Source organism: Catellatospora vulcania (assembly GCF_009720385.1).
GTDB lineage: Bacteria > Actinomycetota > Actinomycetes > Mycobacteriales > Micromonosporaceae > Catellatospora > Catellatospora vulcania.
Window position 1 is genome coordinate 499,614 of sequence record NZ_ML769301.1, and the last position, 21,867, is coordinate 521,480.

Genomic DNA, 21,867 nt, shown 5'->3' on the forward strand with positions numbered 1-21,867 from the left:
GGACGTTCTGCGTCCGGAACCGATGACGCGACCGCGAAGACAAGGACGGCACGTGCACCCTGACGCGAGCCCCACCGCCCGGGCGCTGATGACGCTGGAACTCGTCCAGAGCAGCCCCGGCATCACCGCCGACCGGATCGCCGACAAGCTGGGCGTGTCCGAGCGGGCCGCCCGCCGCTACGTCGGCATCCTGCGCGAGGCGGGCATCCCGATCGAGTCCGTCCGCGGCCCGTACGGCGGCTACCGGGTGGGCCGCGGGCTGCGGCTGCCGCCGCTGGTGTTCAGCGCGACGGAGGCGCTCGGCCTGGTCATGGCAGTGCTCGACGGCCACCACGACGCCGGTGATCCGACCAGCCCCGTCGGCAGCGCCCTGGGCAAGATCGTGCGGGCGCTGCCGGAACCGGTCGCCGCCCAGGCCGAAGCGGTCCGCCGGGCCACCGCCCCCGCGCCCGACCGCGGGGCGGCCCGGCCCGATCCGCAGACCACCACCGAACTCGTGCGCGCGAGCTCGGAGCAGCGGCGGGTGCGCCTGCGGTACCGCTCGGAGGCCGGGCTGGAACGGGACCTGGACGTCGACCCGTGGGCCGTCGTCGTGCGCCACAGCCGGTGGTACCTGCTGTGCTGGTCGCACACGTCCAACGGCCGCCGGGCTTACCGCATCGACCGGGTCCACGCCGTCGAGGTGCTCGCCGACGGGTTCGTCGCGCCGGTCGATCTCGACCCGGTCGCCACCCTGGAGGAGCACCTCGCGGTCGGCTGGGACTACGCCGTCGAGGTGCTCATCGAAGCGCCGCTGGCCACCGCCGCCCGGCACGTCTCGCGAAACCTGGGCCGCCTGGAACCGGTCGACGCCGACACCTGCCGCCTGATCGGCACCACCAGCAACCCCTGGTGGTACGTCGAGCAGCTCACCGCCCTGCCCGCCGCGTTCCGGATCGTCGGCGGCCCCGAAGTCCGCCACACCGCCCAGGTGCTCGGCCGCCGCCTGCTCGCCGCATCGGGCGACGAGCAGACACCCGCCTAGCCGGCCGCGCTCGGGGTTCCGGCGACGGCTTCCGCGGCCTCCAGGCGGGTCAGCACGGCGTCGAACATGGACGCGGTGTGCTGCCGTCGGGAGCCGCCCGGTGGCTGTGGGACTGCGCCCAGCGATACCTCGTCTGATCGACGACCAGCACTCGCGCCCTGCGATGTCCCACCGGAGCAGCGTATCCGCCGGGTTAGGCGGCCGGCCTGTCGGCGAACGTCTCGCGCAGTGCCGTGTCCAGTGGACGGCCCGAGACCGGCTCGACGAACAGCGGGGCGAGCATCAGCTCGGCGAAGTGGGCCGGGTTGATGCCGGACTCCTTGCGGCCCAGGGCCTGCAGCACACCGCCGCAGCCCATGGCGGCCCGCACCGCGAAGGCCGGCAGGCGACCGACCCGGCGTCCCCGGCCGACCGCGTCGGCGATCCGCGCGATCATGTCGTGCCAGGTCAGGTTCTCGTCGGCGACGGGGATGTCCTCGCCGCTCGCCCGTTCCAGCGCGTCGGCGGCGACCTCGGCCACGTTGCGGGCCGTCGTCGCAGCAGTGCCCCCGGCGGGCACCGCCAGCGGCGCACGGGACCTGGCCCAGCCGTCCAGCGGAGGGGCCCAGTTCGGCAGGCGGTCACCGGCCCGGCCGAAGACGAACGGCAGCTCCAGCACCGCGACCGGCAGCTCCGGACCGGCGGCCGCCCGCCCCTCCCGGGCCTGCTCCACCCGGCACCGGATGTAGGTGTGGCGCTCGCCGAGCCGCCACTGCGGATGCAGCCGGTCGAAGTAGGTGTAGTAGGAGCCCATGACGACGCCGCGGGTCAGGCCCTCCTCGCGGGCCGCGGTGAACAGGCGTACCACCGGATCGACCATGTCCCGGCGGAACGCCGGGTGGATCGGTTTGCGCAGCGGCCGCTGCTCGTCCGTGCGGGCTGCGTACACCACGCCGTCGTGACCGGCCAGCAGCGGACGCAGCTGCGCGATCGACGCGGTTTCGACATCGAGCACGTGGTCGACGCCGGGGCGGGCGGAACGGGCCACCGTGGTCACGGCATGGCCCCGCTCGCCGAGCACGTCCACGACATGGGCGCCGATCAGCCCGGTCCCACCGATCACGAGAATTCTCACGACCGCATCGTCCACTCCGGACCCGGGCGGTTGTCAAGCCGGTCGTGGTCCGGCGACGACGTCACATGACGTCGCCGACGCGGGCGGCCGCGGCGTAGTCGCGCAGCTCCTGCGGCGCGTCCCGGTGGCGGCTCAGCCAGCGGTCCACGATCGCCTGCACAGGTCGCGGCGCGTGCAGGTGCGCGTGGCCCAGGCCGTGCAGGGCGGCCCGCTGACAGGGGACCGAGGCCAGGGCCAGCGTGTCCTCCAGCACGTCCAGCACGGTGTCGTCGCCCAGGTCGACGGGGGCGACCTCGAAGAACATGAAGCAGACGGTCTGCAGTTCCGGTATCCGGCGCGAGTGCTCGACCTCGATCCGCGCGGCGAAGACCTCGGCGAACAGCGTGACGATCGAACGCAGCCCGCGGGTGCGCAGGACCATCGGCACCCGCCTGGAACAGAGCACGCCGAGCCCGTCGACGACCTCCCGCAGGCCGTGCGCGACCCGGTCGTCGGAGTAGGGCCGCAGCGATGCCCCCGCGTCACCGAACAGCTGCCGGATCCGCTCCGCCTGCGCCACGGGAGTGTCCTGGTGGGCGTATCGGTCCAGCCAGACGACGGGCTGCTCGTCACGCGGCGGCTCGAACAGGTAGGCCAGCCACGCGTCGAAGCCGTTCACGGCGCGGTCCAGAAGTCGCAGGGGTGGCGGCCGGGTCGGAAACCGAACGCCTGCACCATGTCCGCGGCCGGGCCGAACCCGAACGCGAGCCCCGTCGGGTCGTGGGCGTCACTGCCGAACGTGACCGCCGCACCCCCTTCCTGCCGCCACCAGCGGACGACCTCCGGATGCAGGGGCACCTTCGTGTTCACCTCCAGCGCCCGGCCGCTGTCGGCGAGCACTCGCAGCGCATGCCGGAACTCGTCCTCGAAGGCGTGAGGGTCGAACGGGCCCGCCTGCTCCGGCCAGTAGCGGACCGGATAGTCGATGTGCGCCAGCACCGAGAACAGGTCGCTGCCGGCCGCCATCCGGGCGACCTCGGCCAGGTACTCCCGGACGACCTCTTCTGCCGCCCGCAGCCGGTACAGGCCCGGCGGCTCGGTGAACCCGTCCCCGGCGGGCAGGCAGTGCACGGAACCGAGCACCCGGTCGAACCGGCCCGCGCCGAGCACCTTCGCGGCGGCCGCCGCGTGCCAGTGCGGTTCGCCCATCTCCAGCCCGCTCAGGATGCGCAGGTTCGGAAACCGTTCGCGGCACGCCTGCACGGCCTCCAGGTAGCCCGACACGTCGAACACCGGGGGCGTCAGCACCCCGTCGGGATCGGCGAGGGTGGCGAGATACGCGCCGGGAGCGAGCGTGTCCAGAGCGACGGTCCAGACCGTGTGGTCGAGGTGCTCGGTGAAGGCGATCGCGGGCAGTCCCAGGTCCACGGCCCGCGCGCAGGTGCGCTCCATCGAGCCTCTCGCGGCATCCCAGGACCACTCGCTGTGCACATGGCCGTCCGCAGGCAACGTCACGAATCCCACCGCTCCCCAGTCTTCCCGCCACCCTACAAAGGGCCCGTCCGCAGCGCAGGCCGGCACCGCCCAGGCTTGGGCGGCAGCTGGTTTGACCCACGGATGCAGCGGGTACGGAGTCCGGAAGCCGCCGCCTGTCGGCGCAAGGAGGCAGCAGCGATGCGAGTCACGCACGCCACGGTCGTCGACGGCGGTGTCTGCACCGTGCGGATAGCGGGGGACGTCGACATGTCGGAGGTGGAGGGGGTCACCGCATGGCTGCGCGCGGCCGTCGACACCTCGGGATGCGCGGCCGTCGAGGTCGACCTCGCCGACACCCGGTTCCTCGACTCCCTGGGCATCGCCGGCCTGGTCCGGGCACACGAGTACGCACGTGCCCGCGCGGTGCACCTGCGGTACGTCCACGTCCAGCCCTGGGTCCTGCGGGTGTTCCAGGTCGCCGGAGTGGCGGATCGTCTCGATCTGGCCTGACTCGGCAGAGCCCCGCCGGAAGCTACAGGCCCTGGTCGTCGCAGGTCCGGGTCAACACGACCCCGCGAAGGTGGATCTTCGCACTGGCCTCGGTCCTCGGCAATCAGGTTCGCGATGGTGCGCGTGTGCGGGCCCCCCGAAGCGCCCACGCGGCCCGTAAAGTGGCGCGATGATGATCACTCACGAGCCAGCCGGATACCGGTGTCCGTTCTGCGATCTCCTGGCAGGCCGGTCCAACGGGGTCAACGACGTCGGGGACGTCGTACGGCGCACCGAGGGGGCGGCGGCCCTGATCGCGCCGCGCTGGTGGCCGAGCAATCGAGGACATGTGCTGGTCGTCCCGACCGGACACCACGAGAACCTCTACTCCGTGCCGGTCGAGGCTTACCGGGCCGTGGGCGACCTGGTGCGCGAGACGGCCGTCGCGATCCGGGAGACCTACCAGTGCGCCGGCGTGTCCACCCGCCAGCACAACGAACCCGCGGGCTACCAGGACGTCTGGCACCTGCACGTGCACGTGTTCCCCCGCTACGACGGCGACGACCTCTACGGGTCGCAGGCACTGCCCGGCTGGGCGGCCTTCGAGGAACGTCAGGTGTACGCCGAACGGCTGCGGACCTACTTCGAAAGGCGACCGCGATGAGCGTGACGCTCGTACCCATGTCCGGCCCGGACTTCGACCGGCGGGCCGCCTCGCTCCGTGCGCGCTACGCCGGCAACCTCCAGCGGCAGCGGGGCATGGGCGCCGCCGAGGCCGAAGCCGAGGCGGAGCAGCAGATGGCGCTGGTCCTGCCGCAGGGCCTGGACAGCGAGCTGGCCCTGCTGCGGTCCGCGCAGGTGGACGGGGAGACGATCGGCTGGGTGTGGGCGATGCTGCCGGGTGCTCCCGGACGTCCCGAGATGGCCTGGCTGCACAACATCGACGTGGACCCGGAGCACCAGTCCCGGGGCTTCGGCAGAGCGGTCATGCTGGCTGTCGAGGACGAGTTGCGGCGGCACGGGGTCACCCGCTTCGGCCTCAACGTCTTCGGCGGCAACACGCGGGCGATCGCGCTGTACGAGAGCCTGGGTTTCACGGTGATGTCGCAGCAGATGGCCAAGACCCTCGGCTGACGCCCGCTGTCACGCCTCGGCAGGCAGCCCGAGCAGCGCGCGGCACGCGTGCACGCCGTGCGTGGTCACCTCGACGCGATGCGACTCCGTCCAGGCCTGCCGGGTCAGCCGCAGCCGTTGCGCGACCTGCAGCCGCCCCTGCACCGCGTACCGGGCGACGCCGTCGGGCACGTAGCCCAGCTTGCGTGACACCGCCAGCGACGCCGGGTTGTCCAGGAACGCGCTCGACACGAGGTCGGTGGCGCCGAGATCGGCGAACGCCAGATGCGCCACGGCGGCGCGCATCTGCGTGCCGATGCCCTGGCCCTGGTAACGCGCCCCGAGCCAGCTGCCGGTGGCGCATTCGGTGGTGACCGCGAAGTCCTTGGCGCTGATGCTCTGCTGCCCGACGACCGCACCGTCGCGGAACACCGTCAGCGGCAGCGACCACGACGTGGGTGTGCACTGTCCGAGCACGGCCCAGTGGTGGGTCACCACGGAGCGCGCCACCTCGTCCGGGCTCTGCCGCGTCCAGGGCACCACGAACGGCATCAGTTCCGGCCCGTGCACCCCGTCGGCGGCCACGTCCGCCAGCGCCGCCAGTTCGTGCGGCTCGGGCAGCCGCAGCACCAGGTCCGGCGTACACAGGCGCAGCCCCACCAGCGGGAAGTGATCGACCAGCATCTGCTGATTGTCGGCAGGACCCGCCACCGCCGCCATGGATTAACGTCGGCGTGACGGGGAGCGGCCGTTCGCCTCCCCGGCCCGACCCGAGGGAGGCCGTCGATGGAGGCAGCCGGAGCCGCGCCCGCAGCGCCGCAGGAGATCGCCGTCGACGACGTCGGCCAGGTGCCCGACCCGGGATACGTCGCAGGCCTCACCCGGGTACGCGCCGCAGCAGGTGCGCTGTTCCGGGACGCGCAGGGCCGGGTGCTGGTCGTCGAGCCGTCCTACAAGGCCGGCGCGGAGATACCGGGCGGGGCGCTGGAACCGGGGGAGTCGCCGTGGCAGGCCTGCCGCCGGGAGGTCCGGGAGGAACTCGGTGTCGACCTGCCCATCGGTGAGCTGCTGTGTGTCGACTGGACACCGCCGCGACCGCACTGGGACGGCGCGCTGACGTTCGTCTTCGACGGCGGCATGCTGTCCGAGTCCGACACCGACGCCATCCGGCTCGCGCCCGGCGGTGAGATCCGAGGCTGGCGCTTCCTCGCCGCCGCCGACCTCGACGCGGTCATGGTGCCGAGGCTGGCGCAGCGGATCCGCGCCTGCCTGAGCCGGCCGCCGGCGGGAATCTACCTGGAGGCCGGCCACCCGCCGGCGCCGTGACCGGGACCGGACCGGACCGGACCGGTCAGCGCGGCACGATCCTGGTGGTCGTGGTCCGTGCGGGCGCGGCCGTCATCGGGTCGACGTACTGCGGTCCGTAGCCGCGGTACTTGGCCCGGTAGGCGTCGTCGATCATGGTGTTGACGTCCGGGTCGGCCTCGTCGACGAAGGCGACGTCCTTGTCGATGCCGGCCGCTCGGACATGCCCCTCGTGCCGGGCCTTCGTCGCCCGGTACCAGGCCCCGTCGGGGCCGCGGTAGGACCGGACATACAGGTCGTCGCCGCTGCGCACCACCCAGATCGTGGTCGGGGTGCGCAGCGAGCCGTCGCGTCGCCGGGCCGCGATGTCCAGTTCATCGGCGGCGCCGATACGGTCGAGTTCCTCGGTGGTCCACGTGGTGGTCATCGCCTGGGTTCCTTGTCGATGTCGACCCGCCTGCCGGTCGAGCACGCGCTCCCGTCCATTTTACGAGCGCCGACGCTGCCGGTTCGCCGGTTCGCCGCAGGAGGTCCTGCGCACCGCACGGTCGTGCCGGACCATCGATGGATCGAACACGGCAGCGGCGGGGAGGCCTCGATGAACGGCAGTGTGCGGCACCAACCGAGGGTCGCCTTCGGCGCGGCCACGGTCCTGGCCGACGTGTCAGCCGGTGACGCCGCCCTGTTCGCGTGGTACGGAGACCAGCTCACCGTCCTGCTCGGACCGTCCTACCGGCGCGATCTGTTCACCAGGCGCAAGGAGCTCGTGTCCGCGCCGCGCGACATCACCCGCGACGTCGAGGCGGGCAGGTGGCGGGTCAGGTTCGAGGACGTGCTGCGCACCCGGCCGGAGGTCGTGGAGAGCCTGCACCGGCTGACGCTGTCGGCCCGCATGCGGCTTCCGCGCAGCCGCTGACGCCTGCCGTCGCGGGGCGCGGGCTCAGGCGACGGCGCGCGTGGCCCGGGCTCTCGCGCGCCGCCGCCGCAGCAGCCTGCCGAAGGCGGCGAGCCCGACCGCGGCCCCGAACGCGAGCGGCACCAGCACGACCGTGCTCGCCGGCCATGGGTCGGCTCCGGCGGCGTCGGTGAAGTACTCGCTGTGGACGCCGTAGACCGCCGCGGCGGGCACGGTGACGCCCAGCCCGGTGACCAGGACGCTCAGGTTCCACCGGCCCGCGGCGAACGCGATGAGCGCCAGCGCGACCGGCTGCGCGACGTACTGCCACGTCGCCGGGACGTCGTAGTCGCCGGAGCCGGGCACGTCCGGCACCAGCTTCACCGGCCACGGCGTGCACACGACGGCGGCACCGGCGGCGGCCAGCGAGACGACGGTCGCCTTCATCCACTCGGGCAGAGCCACGGACACCTCTCCTGGTGAGACCTAGGGTCGGCATCATCGCACCTTCCCGCCATCCGTGGCGCGGGGGAGCGGCGCGCCGGCCACCCTCCGTGATGGACGCGGTGGCCGCGATGCGCCGACGCTGCTCGAATCGTCACCGAAACTTTCGGAGCGATCGTGGCGACATCGGATTGGCCCAGGACCATAAGTTCGCAGGTCAAGGTATTGAACTGCAATCGGGTCCCTGGCCTTCGACGGGCAGCGAAAGAAACGTTTCCGGAATTTCCTTGAAACCTTCCCTTGAAAACACCGAAATGTTATGGGAGCGTGTCCATCGATGTACGTAAGCGCGCCCGCGGGCGGGCTTCGGTAGAACGTCGGGCTCCGGCTCCCTGTGGCGGCCGCCCTCCGGATCTTCGAGAGCGGTGTTCGCACCGACGGCGTGCCAGGTCAACCCGTGTCGCCGAGCGATACCGCCCCCCAGCGGCAAGGAGGAGCCCGCATGCGAACTGTCCCCCGGAGAAGGTCGGCCGTCGTGATCGCAGCCTCGATCATCCAGGCCGGAAGGAGAGCCCTGTCGGCTATCGGCGCGAGCCGTTCGACGACCCGATCGGCCGTCGTCGCACTGACGGTGACGGCGCTGGCGGTCGCCGGAGCGGTGACGGTGACGGCGACGACCGCGCCCGCCGAGGCCGCGGCGCTCGCCGCGGCCGTCGAGGACGAGGGCGCGGACTGCCCGGTGACGCTGCCCGGCTCGCTGCCCGCCAACGCCAAGCTGCCCGACCCCTTCAAGAGGATCGACGGCACGCGCATCACCGCCAAGTCCGACTGGCGGTGCCGCCGCGAGGAGATCAAGAAACTGGCGGAGCGGCACGTCTACGGCGAGAAGCCCGCCAAGCCCGCCAGCGTCACCGGGACGGTCTCCAGCACCAACATCACCGTCAATGTGACGCACAACGGCCGGAGCTCCAGCTTCTCCGCCAGCGTCCAGCTGCCCAGCGGTTCCGGGCCCTTCCCGGCCGTCGTCGTGCTGGGCGGGTTCGGCGCGGACACCGCCGCGATCAGGGCCGCCGGCGCGGCCGTCATCAACTACGACCCCTACGCCGTGGGCAAGGAGGGCACGCCGCGCAACAACAAGCAGGGCGCGTTTTACACCATCTACGGCAACACCAGCAGCACCGGACTGCTGATGGCCTGGTCATGGGGCGTCAGCCGGATAATCGACGTCGTCGCGCAGTCGGGCGGCAGCATCCTCAAGGCCGACGCGATGGGCGTCACCGGATGCTCGCGGTTCGGCAAGGGCGCGTTCGTCGTCGGCGCGTTCGACCAGCGCATCGCGCTGACCATGCCGATCGAGTCGGGCAGCGCGGGGGTGCCCATCTTCCGCGGCATTCCCGGTGAGGGCGCGCAGAGCCTGAGCAGCGCGTACGGCGAGCAGCCGTGGCTGGGCGACGCGTTCGGCTCCTTCACCGGCAGACCGAACACGCTGCCGGTGGACACCCACCAGATGGTGGCCATGGTGGCTCCGCGCGGGCTGTTCATCATGGACAACCCGCACATCGCCAACCTGGGCCCGAAGTCGGCCAGCGTCGCGGCGCTGGGCGGCGCCGAGGTCTACAAGGCGCTGGGCGTGGGGGAGAACATCACCTACTGGTCCGACATCCAGAACGGCAGCCACTGCGCCAACCGGCCGGAGTGGAGCACCCCGCTGCAGCAGAACATCCAGAAGTTCCTGCTGAAGACCGGCAACGCTCCCGGCGCGATCAGGATTTCGAGCCGGGCGGCGGGCAACCTCGCCGAGTGGCGCGACTGGCAGACGCCCACGTTGTCCGACGGCCCGAGCATCCCGCCGTCGCCGAGCGCGTCCTCGTCGCCGAGCGCGCCGCCGTCACCCAGTGCCTCGTCGTCGCCGAGCGCGCCACCCTCGCCCAGTGCACCGCCGTCGCCCAGCGTGTCGCCGCCCCCGCCCGGGTCGGGCTGCTCGGCGACCGGCACCGTGCAGACCCAGTGGGCGACCGGCTACGTCATCCAGCCCGTGACCGTGACGAACAACGGCACGGCGACGATCAACGGCTGGACGCTGACGTTCACCCTGCCCGCAGGGCACACCGTCACCGGGTCGTGGAACGCGGCCGTCACGACCAGCGGTCAGACCGTGACCGCGCGGAACGTGAGCTTCAACGGGACCATCCCGCCCGGCGGCTCGGTGGCCAACTTCGGTTACCAGGTCAGCCGACCCAACGGCAACACCCAGCTGCCCAGCGGGTACACCTGCGCTGCGTCGTAGCCCGCGCGGCCGGGTAGGGGCGGCGCCGTCCCTACCCGGCTCAACGCGTACGCGGATCGATGTGGAACTTGGGTCCCGGTCCCGCCCCGGCGACGGGCGCGCCCGCGAGCACCGCGCCGACCTGGTCGAGGCCGACCGTCGCGGCGACGAGCGGCCGCGGGTCGACCTGCCCGGCGGCATAGGCGGCGATCGTGGCGGCGAGCCCGGGGGAGGCCGACAGGACGCCGACGGCGGTGACGTCCTTGAGCGCCAGCCGCCGGGTGTCGATGTGGCTGGGGGTGCCGGCCAGGCCGATGTAGACGACCCGGCCGGCCGGTTCGACCAGGTCCAGCGCCCTGGCCGGCGCGTACGCGGCGTTGGTGGCGTCGATGACCGCGTCGAAGGGCAGGTCCGGCAGCTGCTGCTCGGTCCAGGCGCGGGAGAAGCCGAGCGAGCGGGCGAAGTCCAGCGACGTGCCGGTCTGGCCCATGAGGTGCACCTCGGCTCCCGCGGCGCGGGCGAACATCGCGGTCAGCAGTCCGATGGTGCCCGGTCCGAGGATGAGCACCCGGTCGCCCCGCGTCAGCTCGGCGGCCTGCGCCGCGCGCAGGGCGTTGCCGCCGGGCTCGACCAGCGCCCCGAGCGTCGCGTCGACGCCGCGGGGCAGTTCGTGCAGCGAGGTGACCGGAACGGCGATCTGTTCGGCCAGGGCGCCGGGGCGGCCGCCGCGGATGCCGACCTCCTGCCGCCGGGCGCATACGTGCTGGTGACCGCGCAGGCAGCGGCGGCAGGTGCCGTCGCCGAGCATCGTGTCGCCCATGACGCGCCGGCCGAGCCAGGCGGGTTCGACGCCGTCGCCGACGGACCGCACGACACCTGCCCACTCGTGGCCCAGCCGCATCGGGAAGCGGGCGTGCCCCTCGTGCAGGTAGGCCATCTCGCCGGTGAAGAACTCGACGTCGGTGCCGCACACCCCGACCCGTTCGACGTCCACGACGACCTCGCCTGCGGCCGCCCGCGGGGCGGGCACCTCCTGCACCGAGCACCGGCCCGGGGCGGTGAGCACCGCCGCGCGCATCGTCGTGGCGTTCACCGCGTGCCGCGTTCGCGAAGCAGCCCGTCGACGACGTCGCGCAGTGGCGCGACGAGATCGTGCGGGGTCGCCGAGGACAGCGGCTCCAGGCCGGTCGAGGAGCGCAGCAGGACGATTCCGAAGGCGGTGGCCAGTGCGATCTGCGCGCGGAGCATGAGCCGGTCGCCGTCCGGGTGGTCGGGCCGCCAGCCCGCGGCGGAGGCGAGGCGTTCGGCGAAGGAACGCACGGTGTTGCGCCGGATCTGGTCGGCCCGCTCGTCGCCGGAGGAGCGCAGCAGCAGCAGGAACTGGTTCGGCCGGCTGCCCAGGCCGGTGCCGGCGAGCTGCTCGGCCATGATCTGCGGGAGCCGGTCGAGCGTCACGTTCTCGGTGACGGCATGGCTGAGCTCGTCGACCGCGCCCGCCAGGCACGCCTCGAACAGGCCCTCCTTGGACGCGAAGTAGCGGCTGATGAGCGCGACGTTCACCCCGGCCTCGTCGGCGATGTCGCGCACGGTGGTGCCGGTGTATCCGTGGGCGGCGAAGCGGCGTCGGGCGGCGTCGAGCAGCAGCTGCCGGGTGCCGGCCGCGTCCCGGCGGCGCTGCCCGGACGGGTTCTCGCCGGTGGTGGAGGTGCGCGGGCTGCCTGTGGCCATGGATTCCTCTCGCTCCGGCACCAGGATAGCCGCCCGAAAACGTGACGTAAACAACTGCTTACAAGTGATGTAAACAACTGTTGACGACGGTTTCGGCGAGTAATACTCGCCAAGTCAGCAGATGTTTACAACATGCTCCAGGGGGCGTTTCATGACCCAGACGATCGTGGGGCCGGGCACCGCCGGCGTCACCGCAGGCGTGCCGGGCGCGGCCCGCCGCACCAACGGCACCATGCTGGTGGTGTATCTGTCACTGGGCGGCCTGGCCTTCGCGGTGCTGCAGTCACTGGTCGCCCCGGCGATGTCCACCATCGCGCGCGACCTCGACGTCACCACCGCCGGCGCGAGCTGGATCCTCACCGCCTACCTGCTGTCGGCGTCGGTGCTGACGCCCGTCCTCGGCCGCCTCGGCGACATGGTCGGCAAGCGCCGCGTCCTCATCGCCGTGCTGGCCGTCCTGGCGGCGGGCACCCTGCTGGCCGCGCTGGCCCCGAACCTGGCCGTGCTCGTCGTCGCGCGCGCGCTGCAGGGGGCTGCCGGCGCGATCATGCCGCTGTCGATCGGCATGGTCCGCGACGAGCTGGCCCGCGAGAAGGTCAGCGCCACCGTCGGCCTGCTGTCGGCGATCTTCGGTGTCGGCGCGGGCGTCGGCATCGTGGCCGCCGGCCCGATCGTCGAGCACCTGTCCTGGCACTGGCTGTTCTGGCTGCCCCTGGTGCTCGTCGTCATCGCGCTGCTCGGCGCCATCTTCGGCATGCAGGAGTCGCCGGTGCGCAAGCCCGGCAGGCTCGACCTGCTCGGCACGGCCATCCTGTCGGTCTCGCTGGTGTCGCTGCTGCTGGCCATCAGCAAGGGCCAGTCCTGGGGCTGGGCCTCGGCGAACACCATCGGCCTGCTCGCCGTCGGTGTGGTCACCATGATCCTTTTCGTCGTGGTCGAGCTGCGCGTGGCCGAGCCGCTCGTCGACATGCGCCTCATGAAGATCCGCGGCGTATGGGCCACCGACCTGGTCGCCCTGATCCTCGGCTTCGCCATGTTCGGCTCGTTCCTGCTCGTGCCGACCCTGCTGCAACTGCCCGCCGCCACCGGCTACGGCTACGGCAAGTCGGTGTCCGAGGCGGGCCTGTTCCTGCTGCCCACGGTCTTGTCGATGGTGCTGTTCGGCCCGCTGGCCGGCTTGCTGGTGCGCAAGTTCGGGCCGAAGCTGCCGATGTTCCTCGGCGCGATCGCCGTCGTCGCCGGGTTCGCCCTGCCTGCCGTCGTGCACAACGTGGAGTGGCAGGTCGTCGTCTCCGGGCTGCTCGTCGGCGCAGGCATCGGCCTGGCGTTCGCGGCCATGTCCAACGCCATCATCGAGAGCGTGCCCGCCACCCAGACCGGTGAGGCCACCAGCGTCAACACCATCGCCCGGACCATTGGCAGCAGCGTCGGCTCGGCCGTCGTCGCCGCCGTCATCACGTCCAACAGCACCCCGCTGGGCCTGCCCACCGATGCGGCGTTCAGCACCGGATTCTGGGTCTGCGCGGGCGTAGCCGTGCTGGCCGTCGTCGCCACCCTCGCCCTGCCCTCGGCGCACCGCCGCCACGAGCAGGCCGTGGCCACCGGCGTCGAGGACCTCCCGCCCGAGCCCCCCGAGCTGCACCTGCCCCACCTGCACGCCGGACACCGCCGCGAGGAGGCCACCGCCAACCGGTGACGCTCGCGCCGCCCTGCCGGGCCGGGACCGCCTGCCACCGGGCGGCCCCGGCCCGCTGCCATGCGGCAGGCCTGGCACGCCACGCGTCTCGGAGAACGAGCCGGACGGCTTGCGAGCGAGGCGGTCGACGCTCCTTAGGATGTCTCTGCCTATTGGACATTCGGCGGCCGGCAGCGGTCGCGGTGGGGAGAACCTCAGTGGTGCGGCAGGGAGTTCGGCGACGTTTGCGCGTCTGGTTCGACGGCACGATGGACCGAGGCACCCCCGCCCTCATCGGCTGGCTGGGTCTGGCGTCGCTGACCCTGATCACTGTCGTGACCGGACTTGTCGCGCTGCTCGCACGCGAGGAGACCAGCCGCGACGGCGGCTGGGCTGCGGTGCTGTGGCGCAGTGTGCTGCGCACCCTGGACCCGGGCACCATGGGCGGCGACCTCGGCAGCCCCGTCTACCTGGCCCTGATGCTCGTCGTCACCATCGGCGGCATCTTCCTCGTCAGCTCGCTGATCGGCGTGCTCACCACCGGTCTCAACGACGCCATCACCAACCTGCGCAAGGGCCGCTCACCGGTGATCTCCCAGGGCCACATCGTGGTGCTGGGCTGGTCAGACCAGGTGTTCACCGTGGTCGGGGAACTGGCCGCGGCCAACCGCGGCTCGCGGCGTACCAGCGTGGTCGTGCTCGCCGACCGGGACAAGGTCGAGATGGAGGACCAGATCCGCGCCCGGGTCGGCGATACCGGCCGTACCCGGGTGGTGTGCCGGTCCGGCAGCCCGCTCAAGCGCACCGACCTCGACCTGGTCAGCCTCGACACGGCCCGCGCGGTGATGGTGCTGTCGCCGGCCGGCGACGACCCCGACATCGACGTCATCAAGGTGCTGCTGCTGCTCAACAACCGGCCCTGGCCCGCGGCGCGCCCGCACGTCGTCGCCGCGGTGCAGGAGTCGGCCAACGTCGCCGCGGCGAGGCTGGCCGGCGGCAGGCACGCGCTGATCGTCGACGCCGACGACATCGCGGTACGCATGGTCGTGCAGTCGCACCGCCAGTCGGGCCTGTCGACGGTCTGCACCGACCTGCTCGACTTCGCCGGCAACGAGATCTACATCCGGGTCGAGCCGACCTTGGCCGGCCGGACGTACGGTGACGTGCTCGGCGCGTTCGAGGCGGGCGCGCCGATCGGGCTGCGCCGCGCCGACGGCGCCATCGCGGTCAACCCGGCGATGGACGCCGTGCTCGCCGACGGCGACGAGGTCATCCTCATCGCCGAGGACGACCTGCTGATCGAGCTGGCCGCGACCCCGGCCCGCGTGCACGCCGACGCGCTCGTGCTGGTGCCCGACAGCAAGCGGGCGCCGGACCGGACCCTGATGGTCGGCTGGAACTCCCGGGCCGACCGGGTGCTCGACCTGCTGGACCGCTTCGCCGAGCCGGGCTCCGCGCTGGACGTCGCCGCCCCGCTCGCGCCGGAGGAGGCCCTGGCCGTGCAGCGGGAGAACCTGGCCGTGGCCTTCAAACGCTGCCAGCCGACCAGCCGGCGCGACCTGGAGGCCATGGAGCTGGGCGGCTACCAGAACATCATCGTGCTGTCCGACGACACCGCCGAGCCCGACCACGCCGACGACCGCACCCTGGTGACCCTGCTGCACCTGCGCGACATCGAGGTCAACCTCGGCGAGCCGTACTCGATCGTCACCGAGATGAACGACGACGGCAACCGCGAGGTCGCCCAGGTCACCAAGGCCGACGACTTCGTGGTCTCGGCCCGGCTGATCAGCCTGCTGATGACCCAGCTGGCCGAGAACCGGCACCTGTACGACGTGTTCGCCGACCTGTTCGAGGCGTCCGGTGCGGAGATCCACCTCAAGCCCGCCGCCGACTACGTGCAGCCCGGTGCCGAGGTCAACTTCGCGACCGTGGTGGAGTCGGCCCGGCGGCGCGGCGAGTCGGCGATCGGCTACCGCCGCCGCGACGACGCCGACCAGCCACCGTTCTACGGGGTGGTGCTCAACCCGCGCCGGTCCGCCCAGGTCCGCCTCGATGCCGGCGACAGCGTGATCGTGATCGCCACGGACTGACCCGCGCCGCCGAAGGGTCGTGGCCCGGCCGCCACGACTCTTCGGCGCGAGGCGTTACGCTGCCTCCCATGTCGGAATCAGCGCGGCGGACCGGGCCGCTGGGAAAGGTCCTGATCGGACTGTCCGGCCTCGCCTGGCTGCTGGCGGTCGTGGCGACCGTGCTCATGCTGTTCGCCTTCCTGGCGGGCGAGCTGGAGGGCATGGCGGCACTGTCCGGCATCGTCATCATCGTCTTCGCGGTCGGCGGCGCGCTCCTGATGACCGGCGTGACCTGGCTGTACCTGTACCTGTCCCGGCGGCGCAGAGCCGCCCGATCCGCCTGACGGGCGACGTCAGCCGGGGGACGGCGGCAGCAGGATCAGCGCGTGGTTCTTCGGCCCGCGGAAGCCGAGCTCGACGTGTTCGACCTGGCCGCCGAGGCCGCGCTGGTGCGCCGTGATCGCGGCCAGCAGCTCGTCGCGGCCCAGTTTGCGGTCGCGGTCCCAGAAGTTGCAGCAGGGCACGACCAGCACCGGGCGCACCCGGGCCGAGTCCACCACCTCGCGCAGCGCCTCGTCCGGGTGCAGGCCCACGATCAGGTCGTAGTAGTCGGCCAGGGTCGCCAGGTAGGGCTCGGCGCGGGCCGGGACGCCCTTGAGCGTCCAGCCGCGCGGGTCGACGACCTCGGCCTCCAGACCGAACCGTTTGCGCAGCAGCCGGGTCAGCATGCCCTGCCCGCCCGCCACGTCGGCGACGTACCTGGCCTGCGGGAACCTGGCCGTGACGAACTCGGCGAGCACGTCGAACCGCGTCTCGTCACCGTGGAAGCGGTGCCGGGTCACGGCACGCGGCGTGCGCTGTTCGTCATGTGTCCGTCCTCCCGCCCTCGTCGACCATCAGATCAGACCTGCTCGGAGCCGTCGGCGGCGCGGTGCCGTAGCTCGACTCGTCCAGCCCGCTGAGGGTGGGGTCGTGGGTGACCTCGCCGACGTCGTACATCGAGGTCATCCAGTGGTAGAAGTTGTCGCCCCGGTCCCGTAGCAGCTGGTAGAGCCGCTGGGTGAGCCGGGTCCGGACGGGTTCCAGCTCCGGCAGCGAGTAGAGGTTGAGCAGCTCGTCGGGGTCGGTGTGCAGGTCGTACAGCTCGTTGACGGAGTCGGGGTTTATCACCAGTTTGTGGCGTTCGGTGCGCAGCATGCGCTGCGGGTACGGGAAATGGTGGCCGTGGAACTCGCAGACGATGTCCGGTGCCCAGTCCACCGGCTCGCCACTGGTCAGCGGCAGCAGGCTGCGGGAGTCGACCGCGGGGGACGGGTCGAGTCCGGCTAGTTCCAAGATCGTCGCGGTGCAGTCGAGCAGGCTGACGAACTCGTCGCGGACCACGCCCGCCGGCTGCCCCGGCACCCGCAGCAGCCCTGGGGTGCGGTAGATGTCCTCGTACATCGCGGGGCCCTTGTCGTGCAGCCGGTGCGCGCCGGTGAACTCGCCGTGGTCGCAGGTGAAGAAGACCGCGGTGTCGTCGGCCAGCCCGAGCCGCTGCATCGCGTCCACGATCCGCCCGATCTCGGCGTCGATCATCGCCACATACCCGTGGTAGACCGCGATCAGCTTGCGGGTCACCTCGATCGGCATCGTGTCGAAGGTCCAGTGCGCGCTGTAGTTGCGCTGCACCGGGGGCTTGCCCGCGAACGTCTCCGCGATCGAGCGCGGCAGCTCCACCCGGGCCGGGTCGACCAGGTCGAAGTACTCGTCCGGCACGATGTAGGGCAGGTGCGGGCCGAAGAAGTTGACCTGCAGGAAGAACGGGGTCCCGTCGGCCCGGTTCGCGGCCGCATAGCGCTCCAGCAGCTCGATGGCCCGGGTGGCCAGGTAGTGCTCGAACGTCGCCTCGACCGGCTGGTGCAGCCGCGCGGCCAGCAGGTTGCCGGGGCCGCCGTTGGGCAGCGTGCCGCGGATGCGGTCGCTGATCGCGTACGGTGGATGCCCGCCCTCGCGCAGGAACGCCAGGTAGTCCTCGTGCTCTACAGGGTTGTGCCAGCCGGGCAGGTCGGGGCCGTCGAAACCGAAGTCGGCGGCCCGGCGGTGGTGTCCCACGTGCCACTTGCCGATCAGCCCTAGCTGGTAGCCGTGCTCACGCAGCGCCTGCGAGAAGGAGAACTGGTCGGCGGGCAGGTCCTCCAGGTAGCCGACGTTGCGCTCGTGGTTGGCCAGCAGCCGGTGCCGGAACGGGGCCTGCCCGGTGAGCAGGCTCGCCCGTGCCGGGGTGCAGATGGCGGTGGGCGTGTACCAGCGGTCGAAGCGGGTGCCCGTACGGGCCAGCTCGTCGAGCACCGGGGTGCTCAAGAGCTGGTTCCCGTACGCGCCGAGCGTGTCCGCCCGATGCTGGTCGGTCATCAGGAACAGGATGTTGCGGCGCTGCGTCACTTGCCCGCCGCCGTGAACAGGTCACCGGTGTAGTAGGTCGCCGGGTCGACCGCGCCGGTGAGCTTGCCCGCGCTGACGAAGTAGTCGTTCATGCCGGTCAGCCACTTGACGATGGTGCCGTCCTGGGTGAACTTGTCCAGGTCGGCCAGCGGGATCGCGCTGGAGTTCGCGGCGTCGGCCTTGACCTGCTCCACCTTCACGTTGAGCAGCTTCGCGGTGTACTCGGCCGCCTCGTCGGGGTGCTCGGCGCGGAACGTGATCGCCTCCCGGAACACCGCCAGCACCTTGCTGACCTTGTCCTTGTCCTTGGCGACGACGTCGTTGCCGGCGACGAACGAGGTCGGGAACGAGACCTGGTCGGCGAAGTCGGTGTTCTTGGCCAGTTCAACCAGGTCGGGGACCTGCTTCTTGATCGTCGCGGTGGCCGGGTACCAGAAGCCCGCCGCATCGATCTTCTTGCTGGCGAAGGCGGAGACGATGGTCGCCGCGTCCATCGGGACGATCTTCACGTCGCTCTTGGTGAGCCCGGCCTTCTTCAGCGCCAGGGTGAGGATCATGTCGCCGGAGGTGCCCTCAGGCACGCCGACGGTCTTGCCGCGCAGCCCCTCCAGGGTGGTGATGCCCGGCTGGGCGATGACCCGGTCGGCGTTGCCCAGCGTGTTGATCGCGATGACCTTGGCCTTGCCGGAGGCGGGCAGCCACATCGCGCCCGGCCCGATGTAACCGAACTCCAGGTCGCCGGTGCCCAGCGCCTGGATCTGCAGCGGGCCGTTGGTGAACACGCTGGCCTTGACCTCCAGGCCGTGCGCCTGCCACAGCTTCTTCTCGTTGGCGATCGCGAGCAGGCTCGCGCCATTCCAGTCGCCGATGTAGCCGAGCTTGACCTGGGTCAGCGTCTCGGTGCCGGCGTCGTCGCCGGAGCAGGCGGTGCCGGTCAGGGCGAGGGTGAAGGCGACCGCGGCGAGGCCGAAGGCGCGTCTGTTCATGGGCATGGTGAACGTCCTTAGGGTGACGAGAGGCGTGCTGGAGCCAGGAACCGGGTGCGGCTACTGGTGGTAGACGGCCTGCCAGACGCGGTTGCGCAGGGCGGCGAACTCCGGGCTGAGCCGGATCTTTTCGGTACGGGGGTAGGGCAGGTCCACGTCGACGACCTCGAACACGCGGCCGGGCCGCGCGGCCATCACGATGACCCGGTTGGCCAGGTAGACGGCTTCGTCGACGTCATGGGTGACGAACACGACGGTGCGCCGGTCGGCGTTCCACGTCGCCAGCAGCTGCTCCTGCAAACGGACCCGGGTGAGCGCGTCGAGCGCGCCGAACGGCTCGTCCATCAGCAGGATCGACGGGTCCACGGCGTACGCCCGCGCGATCGCGCAGCGCTGCTTCATGCCGCCGGACAGGGTCTTGGGCAGCGCGTCGGCGAACTGTTCCAACCCGACCAGCCGGATGAAGTGCTCGGCGGTCTCGCGCCGCTCGCGGCGGCCGACCCCGGCAGTGCGCAGCCCGAACTCGACGTTCTGACGCACGGTCAGCCATGGGAACAGCGCGTACTGCTGAAAGATGACGCCGCGCTCGGGGCCGGGCCCGCTGACCGGCCGCCCGTCGACCAGGGCCGTCCCGGCGGTCGGGTGGTCGAGCCCGGCCAGGATGTTGAGCAGGGTGCTCTTGCCGCAGCCGGACGGGCCGACCAGCGTCACGAACTCGTTGTCGGCGATGTCGAGCGACACCCGGTCCAGGGCGGTGAAGTCCTGGCGGCCGACGGGGAAGACGCGGCTCACCTCGCGTACCGAGATCTTGGTGGTCATCGCTGCTCCTGCCAGCGGGTGACGCGGCTGCCGGCCAGCTGCAGCAGCCGGTCCATGAGCAGGCCGAGCACGCCGATCGAGATGATGCCGACGAAGATGGTCGGCAGGTCGTAGTACAGCTGCGCCGACTGCATCCGGTGGCCCAGCCCTTCCTGCGCGGCGAGCAGCTCGGCGGCGACCAGGGTGGCCCAGGCCGAACCGAGGCCGACCCGCATGCCGACGAGGATGAACGGCGTCGAGGCGGGCACCACCACCCGGGCGAAGATCGTGCCGTCCTTCGCGCCGAGCACCTGCGCCGCGGCGATCAGCGTGCGCTCCACGCTCACCACGCCCTGGTAGGTGGAGATGACGCAGGCCAGGAACGCGGCCAGGAAGATGACGAAGATCTTCGGGGTTTCGTCGATGCCGAGCAGTACCAGCACCAGCGGCAGCATCGCCAGCGGCGGGATGGTGCGGAAGAACTGGATCCACGGCTCGAACAGCCCCCGGGCGACGGTGTACCAGCCCATCAGGAAGCCGACCACGACCGCGGCTGCGGAGCCCAGCAGGAATCCGGCCAGCACCCGGCCGAGGCTGGCGGTCGCGTCGTCGAGCAGCGTGCCGTCACCGGCCATGGTCCACGCCTGAGCGGCAACCTCGGCGGGTGTCGGGAACTGCAGCCCGGCCCGTGCCAGCCCCCACCACAGCCCGATCCCGGCGGCGATCGACACCAGGTTGAGCAGCAGCAGTGTGCGCCGGCGGTCCGGCCGGCCGGTGTGCCGGACGGGCGCCTGCGCCCCCGGCCGGGCCGGTGCGTCGGTCAGGACGGCCATCGCGTACCCCTGGCAGGCGCGGGGATCGGGTGCACGTGGCGCTCCTTGACGGCGGGACGGGACGGATCGGGTGCGGCCGGGTAGCTGGCCAGCAGCGGGGAGTCGTGGAACAGCGCGGTGATCGCGCCGAGCGCGCCACCGGAGTCGGCCAACGACGCGGCCCGCACCACGGGCGCGGCGTCGGGCAGCCAGGACAGCTCGTAGGTGATGGTCGAGGCGACCTGGTGCAGCAGCGTGGGGGCGATCTGGACGATCTCCCCGCCGAGCACGATCTCGCTGGGGTTGAGCGTCATCGCCGCCGCGCCGAGCACCCGGCCGACGGCGGTGCCCGCCTCGCGCAGCACCCGGTCCACCGTGGGCTGCGCGATGGCGACGGCGGCGCGCAGGTCGTCGAGGCTGTCCAGGGGTACGCCGAGTGCCCGGCAGCGGGCCAGCACGGCCGGGACCGAGGCGATGGTCTCGACACAGCCGCGCTTGCCGCAGCGGCACAGCGCGCCGTCCTCACCGGCGACGGTGACGTGCCCGAACTCGCCCGCGTGCCCGCCCGCACCCCGGACCAGTCTTCCGCCGACGACGAGGCTGCCGCCGACGCCGTCGGACAGCCGCAGGTAGATGAGGTTCTGCGCGCTGTCGGCCGCCGAGTGCGCCGCCTCGGCGAGCCCCGCGTACCGCACGTGGTTGTCAACGGTCACCGGAGCGCCGAACCGCATCGCGAAGGTGTCGGCGACGCCGTCGGCCGGCAGCCGGTTGCCCCAGCCGGGCACGCCGACGGCGATCGCCTGCAGCGCGCCGTAGTGCACCCCGGTCTCGGCGCTGAGCCGCTCGATCAGTTCGAACGCGGCGGTCAGGCGCTGCGGCCACCGGGCCGACTCCGGGTAGCGGGCGGTGCCGGTGGCGACCACCTCGTGCGCGGCGTCGGCGACCGCGACGTGCACCCGCCGGTGGCCGAAGTCGACGCCCATGAACTGCCCGGAACCGGGGTCCAGCGCCAGCCGCTCGGCTGGCCGCCCGCTGCCGGTCCGCCCGGCCGCGTCGGTGTCGACGACGGTGATCGCGCCACGCTCCAGCAGGTCGCCGGTGATCTCCGAGACGGTGGTGCGGGACAGGCCGACCCGCTCGGCGATCTCACCCCGGCTCAGCGCGCCCGACTGCTGCAGGATGCGCAGCACCCGCTCCTCATGGGAGCGGCGGACGAGCGCGTGGGCTCCGCTGGCGGTCGGCATGGACGAAAAGCTAGGCCGGTCGA

General features: G+C 71.9%; 24 protein-coding genes. 10 read left to right on the plus strand and 14 right to left on the minus strand.

Annotated elements, in window-relative coordinates; translation table 11 throughout:
• The first annotated feature begins 52 nt into the window (after nucleotides 1-52).
• A complete protein-coding gene (locus tag F6W97_RS02190; RefSeq protein WP_155368386.1) occupies nucleotides 53-1,024 on the plus strand; it encodes a helix-turn-helix transcriptional regulator in 972 nt (323 codons plus the stop codon).
• A 193-nt stretch (nucleotides 1,025-1,217) separates the two neighbouring features.
• Here F6W97_RS02190 and F6W97_RS02195 read toward each other — a convergent pair whose 3' ends face one another.
• The 3 genes from F6W97_RS02195 to F6W97_RS02205 all read right to left on the minus strand — a co-directional run bounded on the left by F6W97_RS02195 (nucleotide 1,218) and on the right by F6W97_RS02205 (nucleotide 3,632).
• Nucleotides 1,218-2,138 carry an NAD-dependent epimerase/dehydratase family protein gene (locus F6W97_RS02195; protein ID WP_155368387.1) on the minus strand — a complete coding sequence of 307 codons (921 nt, stop codon included), beginning with the start codon at nucleotides 2,136-2,138 and terminating at the stop codon, nucleotides 1,218-1,220.
• A gap of 61 nt (nucleotides 2,139-2,199) precedes the next feature.
• Nucleotides 2,200-2,796, minus strand: a complete 597-nt coding sequence (locus tag F6W97_RS02200) for a hypothetical protein (protein ID WP_155368388.1) — start codon at nucleotides 2,794-2,796, stop codon at nucleotides 2,200-2,202.
• Nucleotides 2,793-3,632: a PHP domain-containing protein gene (locus F6W97_RS02205; protein ID WP_155368389.1), complete on the minus strand. Its 840-nt coding sequence runs from the start codon at nucleotides 3,630-3,632 to the stop codon at nucleotides 2,793-2,795. The genes F6W97_RS02200 and F6W97_RS02205 overlap by 4 nt, the downstream gene beginning before the upstream one ends.
• A 159-nt stretch (nucleotides 3,633-3,791) precedes the next feature.
• Here F6W97_RS02205 and F6W97_RS39965 point away from each other — a divergent pair, with 159 nt between their 5' ends.
• The 3 genes from F6W97_RS39965 (at nucleotide 3,792) to F6W97_RS02220 (ending at nucleotide 5,216) form a co-directional block, all read left to right on the plus strand.
• A complete protein-coding gene (locus F6W97_RS39965; RefSeq protein ID WP_196278937.1) occupies nucleotides 3,792-4,103 on the plus strand; it encodes an STAS domain-containing protein in 312 nt (103 codons plus the stop codon).
• Between the two features lie 169 nt (nucleotides 4,104-4,272).
• Entirely contained in the window at nucleotides 4,273-4,746 is a 474-nt protein-coding gene (locus tag F6W97_RS02215) for an HIT family protein (RefSeq protein ID WP_230686339.1), read from the plus strand.
• Nucleotides 4,743-5,216: a GNAT family N-acetyltransferase gene (locus F6W97_RS02220; protein ID WP_155368391.1), complete on the plus strand. Its 474-nt coding sequence runs from the start codon at nucleotides 4,743-4,745 to the stop codon at nucleotides 5,214-5,216. The genes F6W97_RS02215 and F6W97_RS02220 overlap by 4 nt, the downstream gene beginning before the upstream one ends.
• Before the next feature lie 9 nt (nucleotides 5,217-5,225).
• On the opposite strand, the gene F6W97_RS02225 is transcribed toward F6W97_RS02220, so the two are convergent.
• Entirely contained in the window at nucleotides 5,226-5,879 is a 654-nt protein-coding gene (locus tag F6W97_RS02225) for a GNAT family N-acetyltransferase (protein ID WP_155368392.1), read from the minus strand.
• Nucleotides 5,880-5,981: 102 nt separating this feature from the next.
• Between F6W97_RS02225 and F6W97_RS02230 the strand changes: the two genes are divergently transcribed.
• Entirely contained in the window at nucleotides 5,982-6,521 is a 540-nt protein-coding gene (locus F6W97_RS02230) for an NUDIX domain-containing protein (RefSeq protein ID WP_155368393.1), read from the plus strand.
• 25 nt (nucleotides 6,522-6,546) lie between these two features.
• On the opposite strand, the gene F6W97_RS02235 is transcribed toward F6W97_RS02230, so the two are convergent.
• A complete protein-coding gene (locus tag F6W97_RS02235; protein ID WP_155368394.1) occupies nucleotides 6,547-6,927 on the minus strand; it encodes a DUF2255 family protein in 381 nt (126 codons plus the stop codon).
• Between the two features lie 171 nt (nucleotides 6,928-7,098).
• Between F6W97_RS02235 and F6W97_RS02240 the strand changes: the two genes are divergently transcribed.
• Nucleotides 7,099-7,416, plus strand: coding sequence for a hypothetical protein (locus F6W97_RS02240; protein WP_155368395.1), 318 nt, complete (start codon nucleotides 7,099-7,101; stop codon nucleotides 7,414-7,416).
• A gap of 24 nt (nucleotides 7,417-7,440) precedes the next feature.
• On the opposite strand, the gene F6W97_RS02245 is transcribed toward F6W97_RS02240, so the two are convergent.
• On the minus strand, nucleotides 7,441-7,860 hold the full coding sequence (locus tag F6W97_RS02245; RefSeq protein WP_155368396.1) for a hypothetical protein: 420 nt from the start codon (nucleotides 7,858-7,860) through the stop codon (nucleotides 7,441-7,443).
• 514 nt (nucleotides 7,861-8,374) lie between these two features.
• Between F6W97_RS02245 and F6W97_RS02250 the strand changes: the two genes are divergently transcribed.
• Complete coding sequence (locus tag F6W97_RS02250; RefSeq protein WP_230686340.1) at nucleotides 8,375-10,126, plus strand: glucuronyl esterase domain-containing protein; 1,752 nt, start codon at nucleotides 8,375-8,377, stop codon at nucleotides 10,124-10,126.
• A gap of 40 nt (nucleotides 10,127-10,166) precedes the next feature.
• Here the strand turns inward: F6W97_RS02250 and F6W97_RS02255 are convergent, their stop codons facing one another.
• Together F6W97_RS02255 and F6W97_RS02260 are read right to left on the minus strand one after the other, a co-directional pair.
• A complete protein-coding gene (locus F6W97_RS02255; RefSeq protein WP_230686341.1) occupies nucleotides 10,167-11,198 on the minus strand; it encodes a zinc-dependent alcohol dehydrogenase in 1,032 nt (343 codons plus the stop codon).
• Complete coding sequence (locus F6W97_RS02260) at nucleotides 11,195-11,833, minus strand: TetR/AcrR family transcriptional regulator (protein WP_196278938.1); 639 nt, start codon at nucleotides 11,831-11,833, stop codon at nucleotides 11,195-11,197. The genes F6W97_RS02255 and F6W97_RS02260 overlap by 4 nt, the downstream gene beginning before the upstream one ends.
• Nucleotides 11,834-11,984: 151 nt before the next feature.
• Here F6W97_RS02260 and F6W97_RS02265 point away from each other — a divergent pair, with 151 nt between their 5' ends.
• From F6W97_RS02265 to F6W97_RS02275, 3 genes are all read left to right on the plus strand, one after another.
• Entirely contained in the window at nucleotides 11,985-13,529 is a 1,545-nt protein-coding gene (locus F6W97_RS02265; protein WP_155368398.1) for an MFS transporter, read from the plus strand.
• 224 nt (nucleotides 13,530-13,753) lie between these two features.
• Complete coding sequence (locus F6W97_RS02270; RefSeq protein ID WP_230686342.1) at nucleotides 13,754-15,601, plus strand: CASTOR/POLLUX-related putative ion channel; 1,848 nt, start codon at nucleotides 13,754-13,756, stop codon at nucleotides 15,599-15,601.
• 68 nt (nucleotides 15,602-15,669) lie between these two features.
• Nucleotides 15,670-15,924: a hypothetical protein gene (locus F6W97_RS02275; protein ID WP_155368399.1), complete on the plus strand. Its 255-nt coding sequence runs from the start codon at nucleotides 15,670-15,672 to the stop codon at nucleotides 15,922-15,924.
• Between the two features lie 9 nt (nucleotides 15,925-15,933).
• On the opposite strand, the gene F6W97_RS02280 is transcribed toward F6W97_RS02275, so the two are convergent.
• The 6 genes from F6W97_RS02280 to F6W97_RS02305 are packed head-to-tail and all read right to left on the minus strand — an operon-like array spanning nucleotide 15,934 to nucleotide 21,844.
• On the minus strand, nucleotides 15,934-16,422 hold the full coding sequence (locus F6W97_RS02280) for a class I SAM-dependent methyltransferase (RefSeq protein ID WP_155368400.1): 489 nt from the start codon (nucleotides 16,420-16,422) through the stop codon (nucleotides 15,934-15,936).
• A 22-nt stretch (nucleotides 16,423-16,444) separates the two neighbouring features.
• Entirely contained in the window at nucleotides 16,445-18,004 is a 1,560-nt protein-coding gene (locus F6W97_RS02285; RefSeq protein ID WP_269059660.1) for a sulfatase-like hydrolase/transferase, read from the minus strand.
• Nucleotides 18,001-18,996, minus strand: a complete 996-nt coding sequence (locus F6W97_RS02290) for an aliphatic sulfonate ABC transporter substrate-binding protein (protein WP_196278939.1) — start codon at nucleotides 18,994-18,996, stop codon at nucleotides 18,001-18,003. The genes F6W97_RS02285 and F6W97_RS02290 overlap by 4 nt, the downstream gene beginning before the upstream one ends.
• A gap of 54 nt (nucleotides 18,997-19,050) precedes the next feature.
• Entirely contained in the window at nucleotides 19,051-19,809 is a 759-nt protein-coding gene (locus F6W97_RS02295) for an ABC transporter ATP-binding protein (protein WP_155368402.1), read from the minus strand.
• Nucleotides 19,806-20,621: an ABC transporter permease gene (locus F6W97_RS02300; protein ID WP_155368403.1), complete on the minus strand. Its 816-nt coding sequence runs from the start codon at nucleotides 20,619-20,621 to the stop codon at nucleotides 19,806-19,808. The genes F6W97_RS02295 and F6W97_RS02300 overlap by 4 nt, the downstream gene beginning before the upstream one ends.
• Nucleotides 20,609-21,844: an ROK family transcriptional regulator gene (locus tag F6W97_RS02305; RefSeq protein WP_155368404.1), complete on the minus strand. Its 1,236-nt coding sequence runs from the start codon at nucleotides 21,842-21,844 to the stop codon at nucleotides 20,609-20,611. Before F6W97_RS02305 ends, F6W97_RS02300 begins: the two co-directional genes overlap by 13 nt.
• Nucleotides 21,845-21,867 lie beyond the last annotated feature (23 nt).

What these genes read in the sequence shown, in the direction of transcription:
- F6W97_RS02215 (WP_230686339.1), top strand. Translation starts at nt 4,273, where the DNA reads ATGATGATCACTCACGAGCCAGCCGGATACCGGTGTCCGTTCTGCGAT.
- F6W97_RS39965 (WP_196278937.1), top strand. Translation starts at nt 3,792, where the DNA reads ATGCGAGTCACGCACGCCACGGTCGTCGACGGCGGTGTCTGCACCGTG.
- F6W97_RS02240 (WP_155368395.1), top strand. Translation starts at nt 7,099, where the DNA reads ATGAACGGCAGTGTGCGGCACCAACCGAGGGTCGCCTTCGGCGCGGCC.
- F6W97_RS02265 (WP_155368398.1), top strand. Translation starts at nt 11,985, where the DNA reads ATGACCCAGACGATCGTGGGGCCGGGCACCGCCGGCGTCACCGCAGGC.
- F6W97_RS02295 (WP_155368402.1), bottom strand. Translation starts at nt 19,809, where the DNA reads ATGACCACCAAGATCTCGGTACGCGAGGTGAGCCGCGTCTTCCCCGTC.
- F6W97_RS02235 (WP_155368394.1), bottom strand. Translation starts at nt 6,927, where the DNA reads ATGACCACCACGTGGACCACCGAGGAACTCGACCGTATCGGCGCCGCC.
- F6W97_RS02260 (WP_196278938.1), bottom strand. Translation starts at nt 11,833, where the DNA reads ATGGCCACAGGCAGCCCGCGCACCTCCACCACCGGCGAGAACCCGTCC.
- F6W97_RS02230 (WP_155368393.1), top strand. Translation starts at nt 5,982, where the DNA reads ATGGAGGCAGCCGGAGCCGCGCCCGCAGCGCCGCAGGAGATCGCCGTC.
- F6W97_RS02305 (WP_155368404.1), bottom strand. Translation starts at nt 21,844, where the DNA reads ATGCCGACCGCCAGCGGAGCCCACGCGCTCGTCCGCCGCTCCCATGAG.
- F6W97_RS02225 (WP_155368392.1), bottom strand. Translation starts at nt 5,879, where the DNA reads ATGCTGGTCGATCACTTCCCGCTGGTGGGGCTGCGCCTGTGTACGCCG.
- F6W97_RS02290 (WP_196278939.1), bottom strand. Translation starts at nt 18,996, where the DNA reads ATGCCCATGAACAGACGCGCCTTCGGCCTCGCCGCGGTCGCCTTCACC.
- F6W97_RS02220 (WP_155368391.1), top strand. Translation starts at nt 4,743, where the DNA reads ATGAGCGTGACGCTCGTACCCATGTCCGGCCCGGACTTCGACCGGCGG.
- F6W97_RS02275 (WP_155368399.1), top strand. Translation starts at nt 15,670, where the DNA reads ATGTCGGAATCAGCGCGGCGGACCGGGCCGCTGGGAAAGGTCCTGATC.
- F6W97_RS02300 (WP_155368403.1), bottom strand. Translation starts at nt 20,621, where the DNA reads ATGGCCGTCCTGACCGACGCACCGGCCCGGCCGGGGGCGCAGGCGCCC.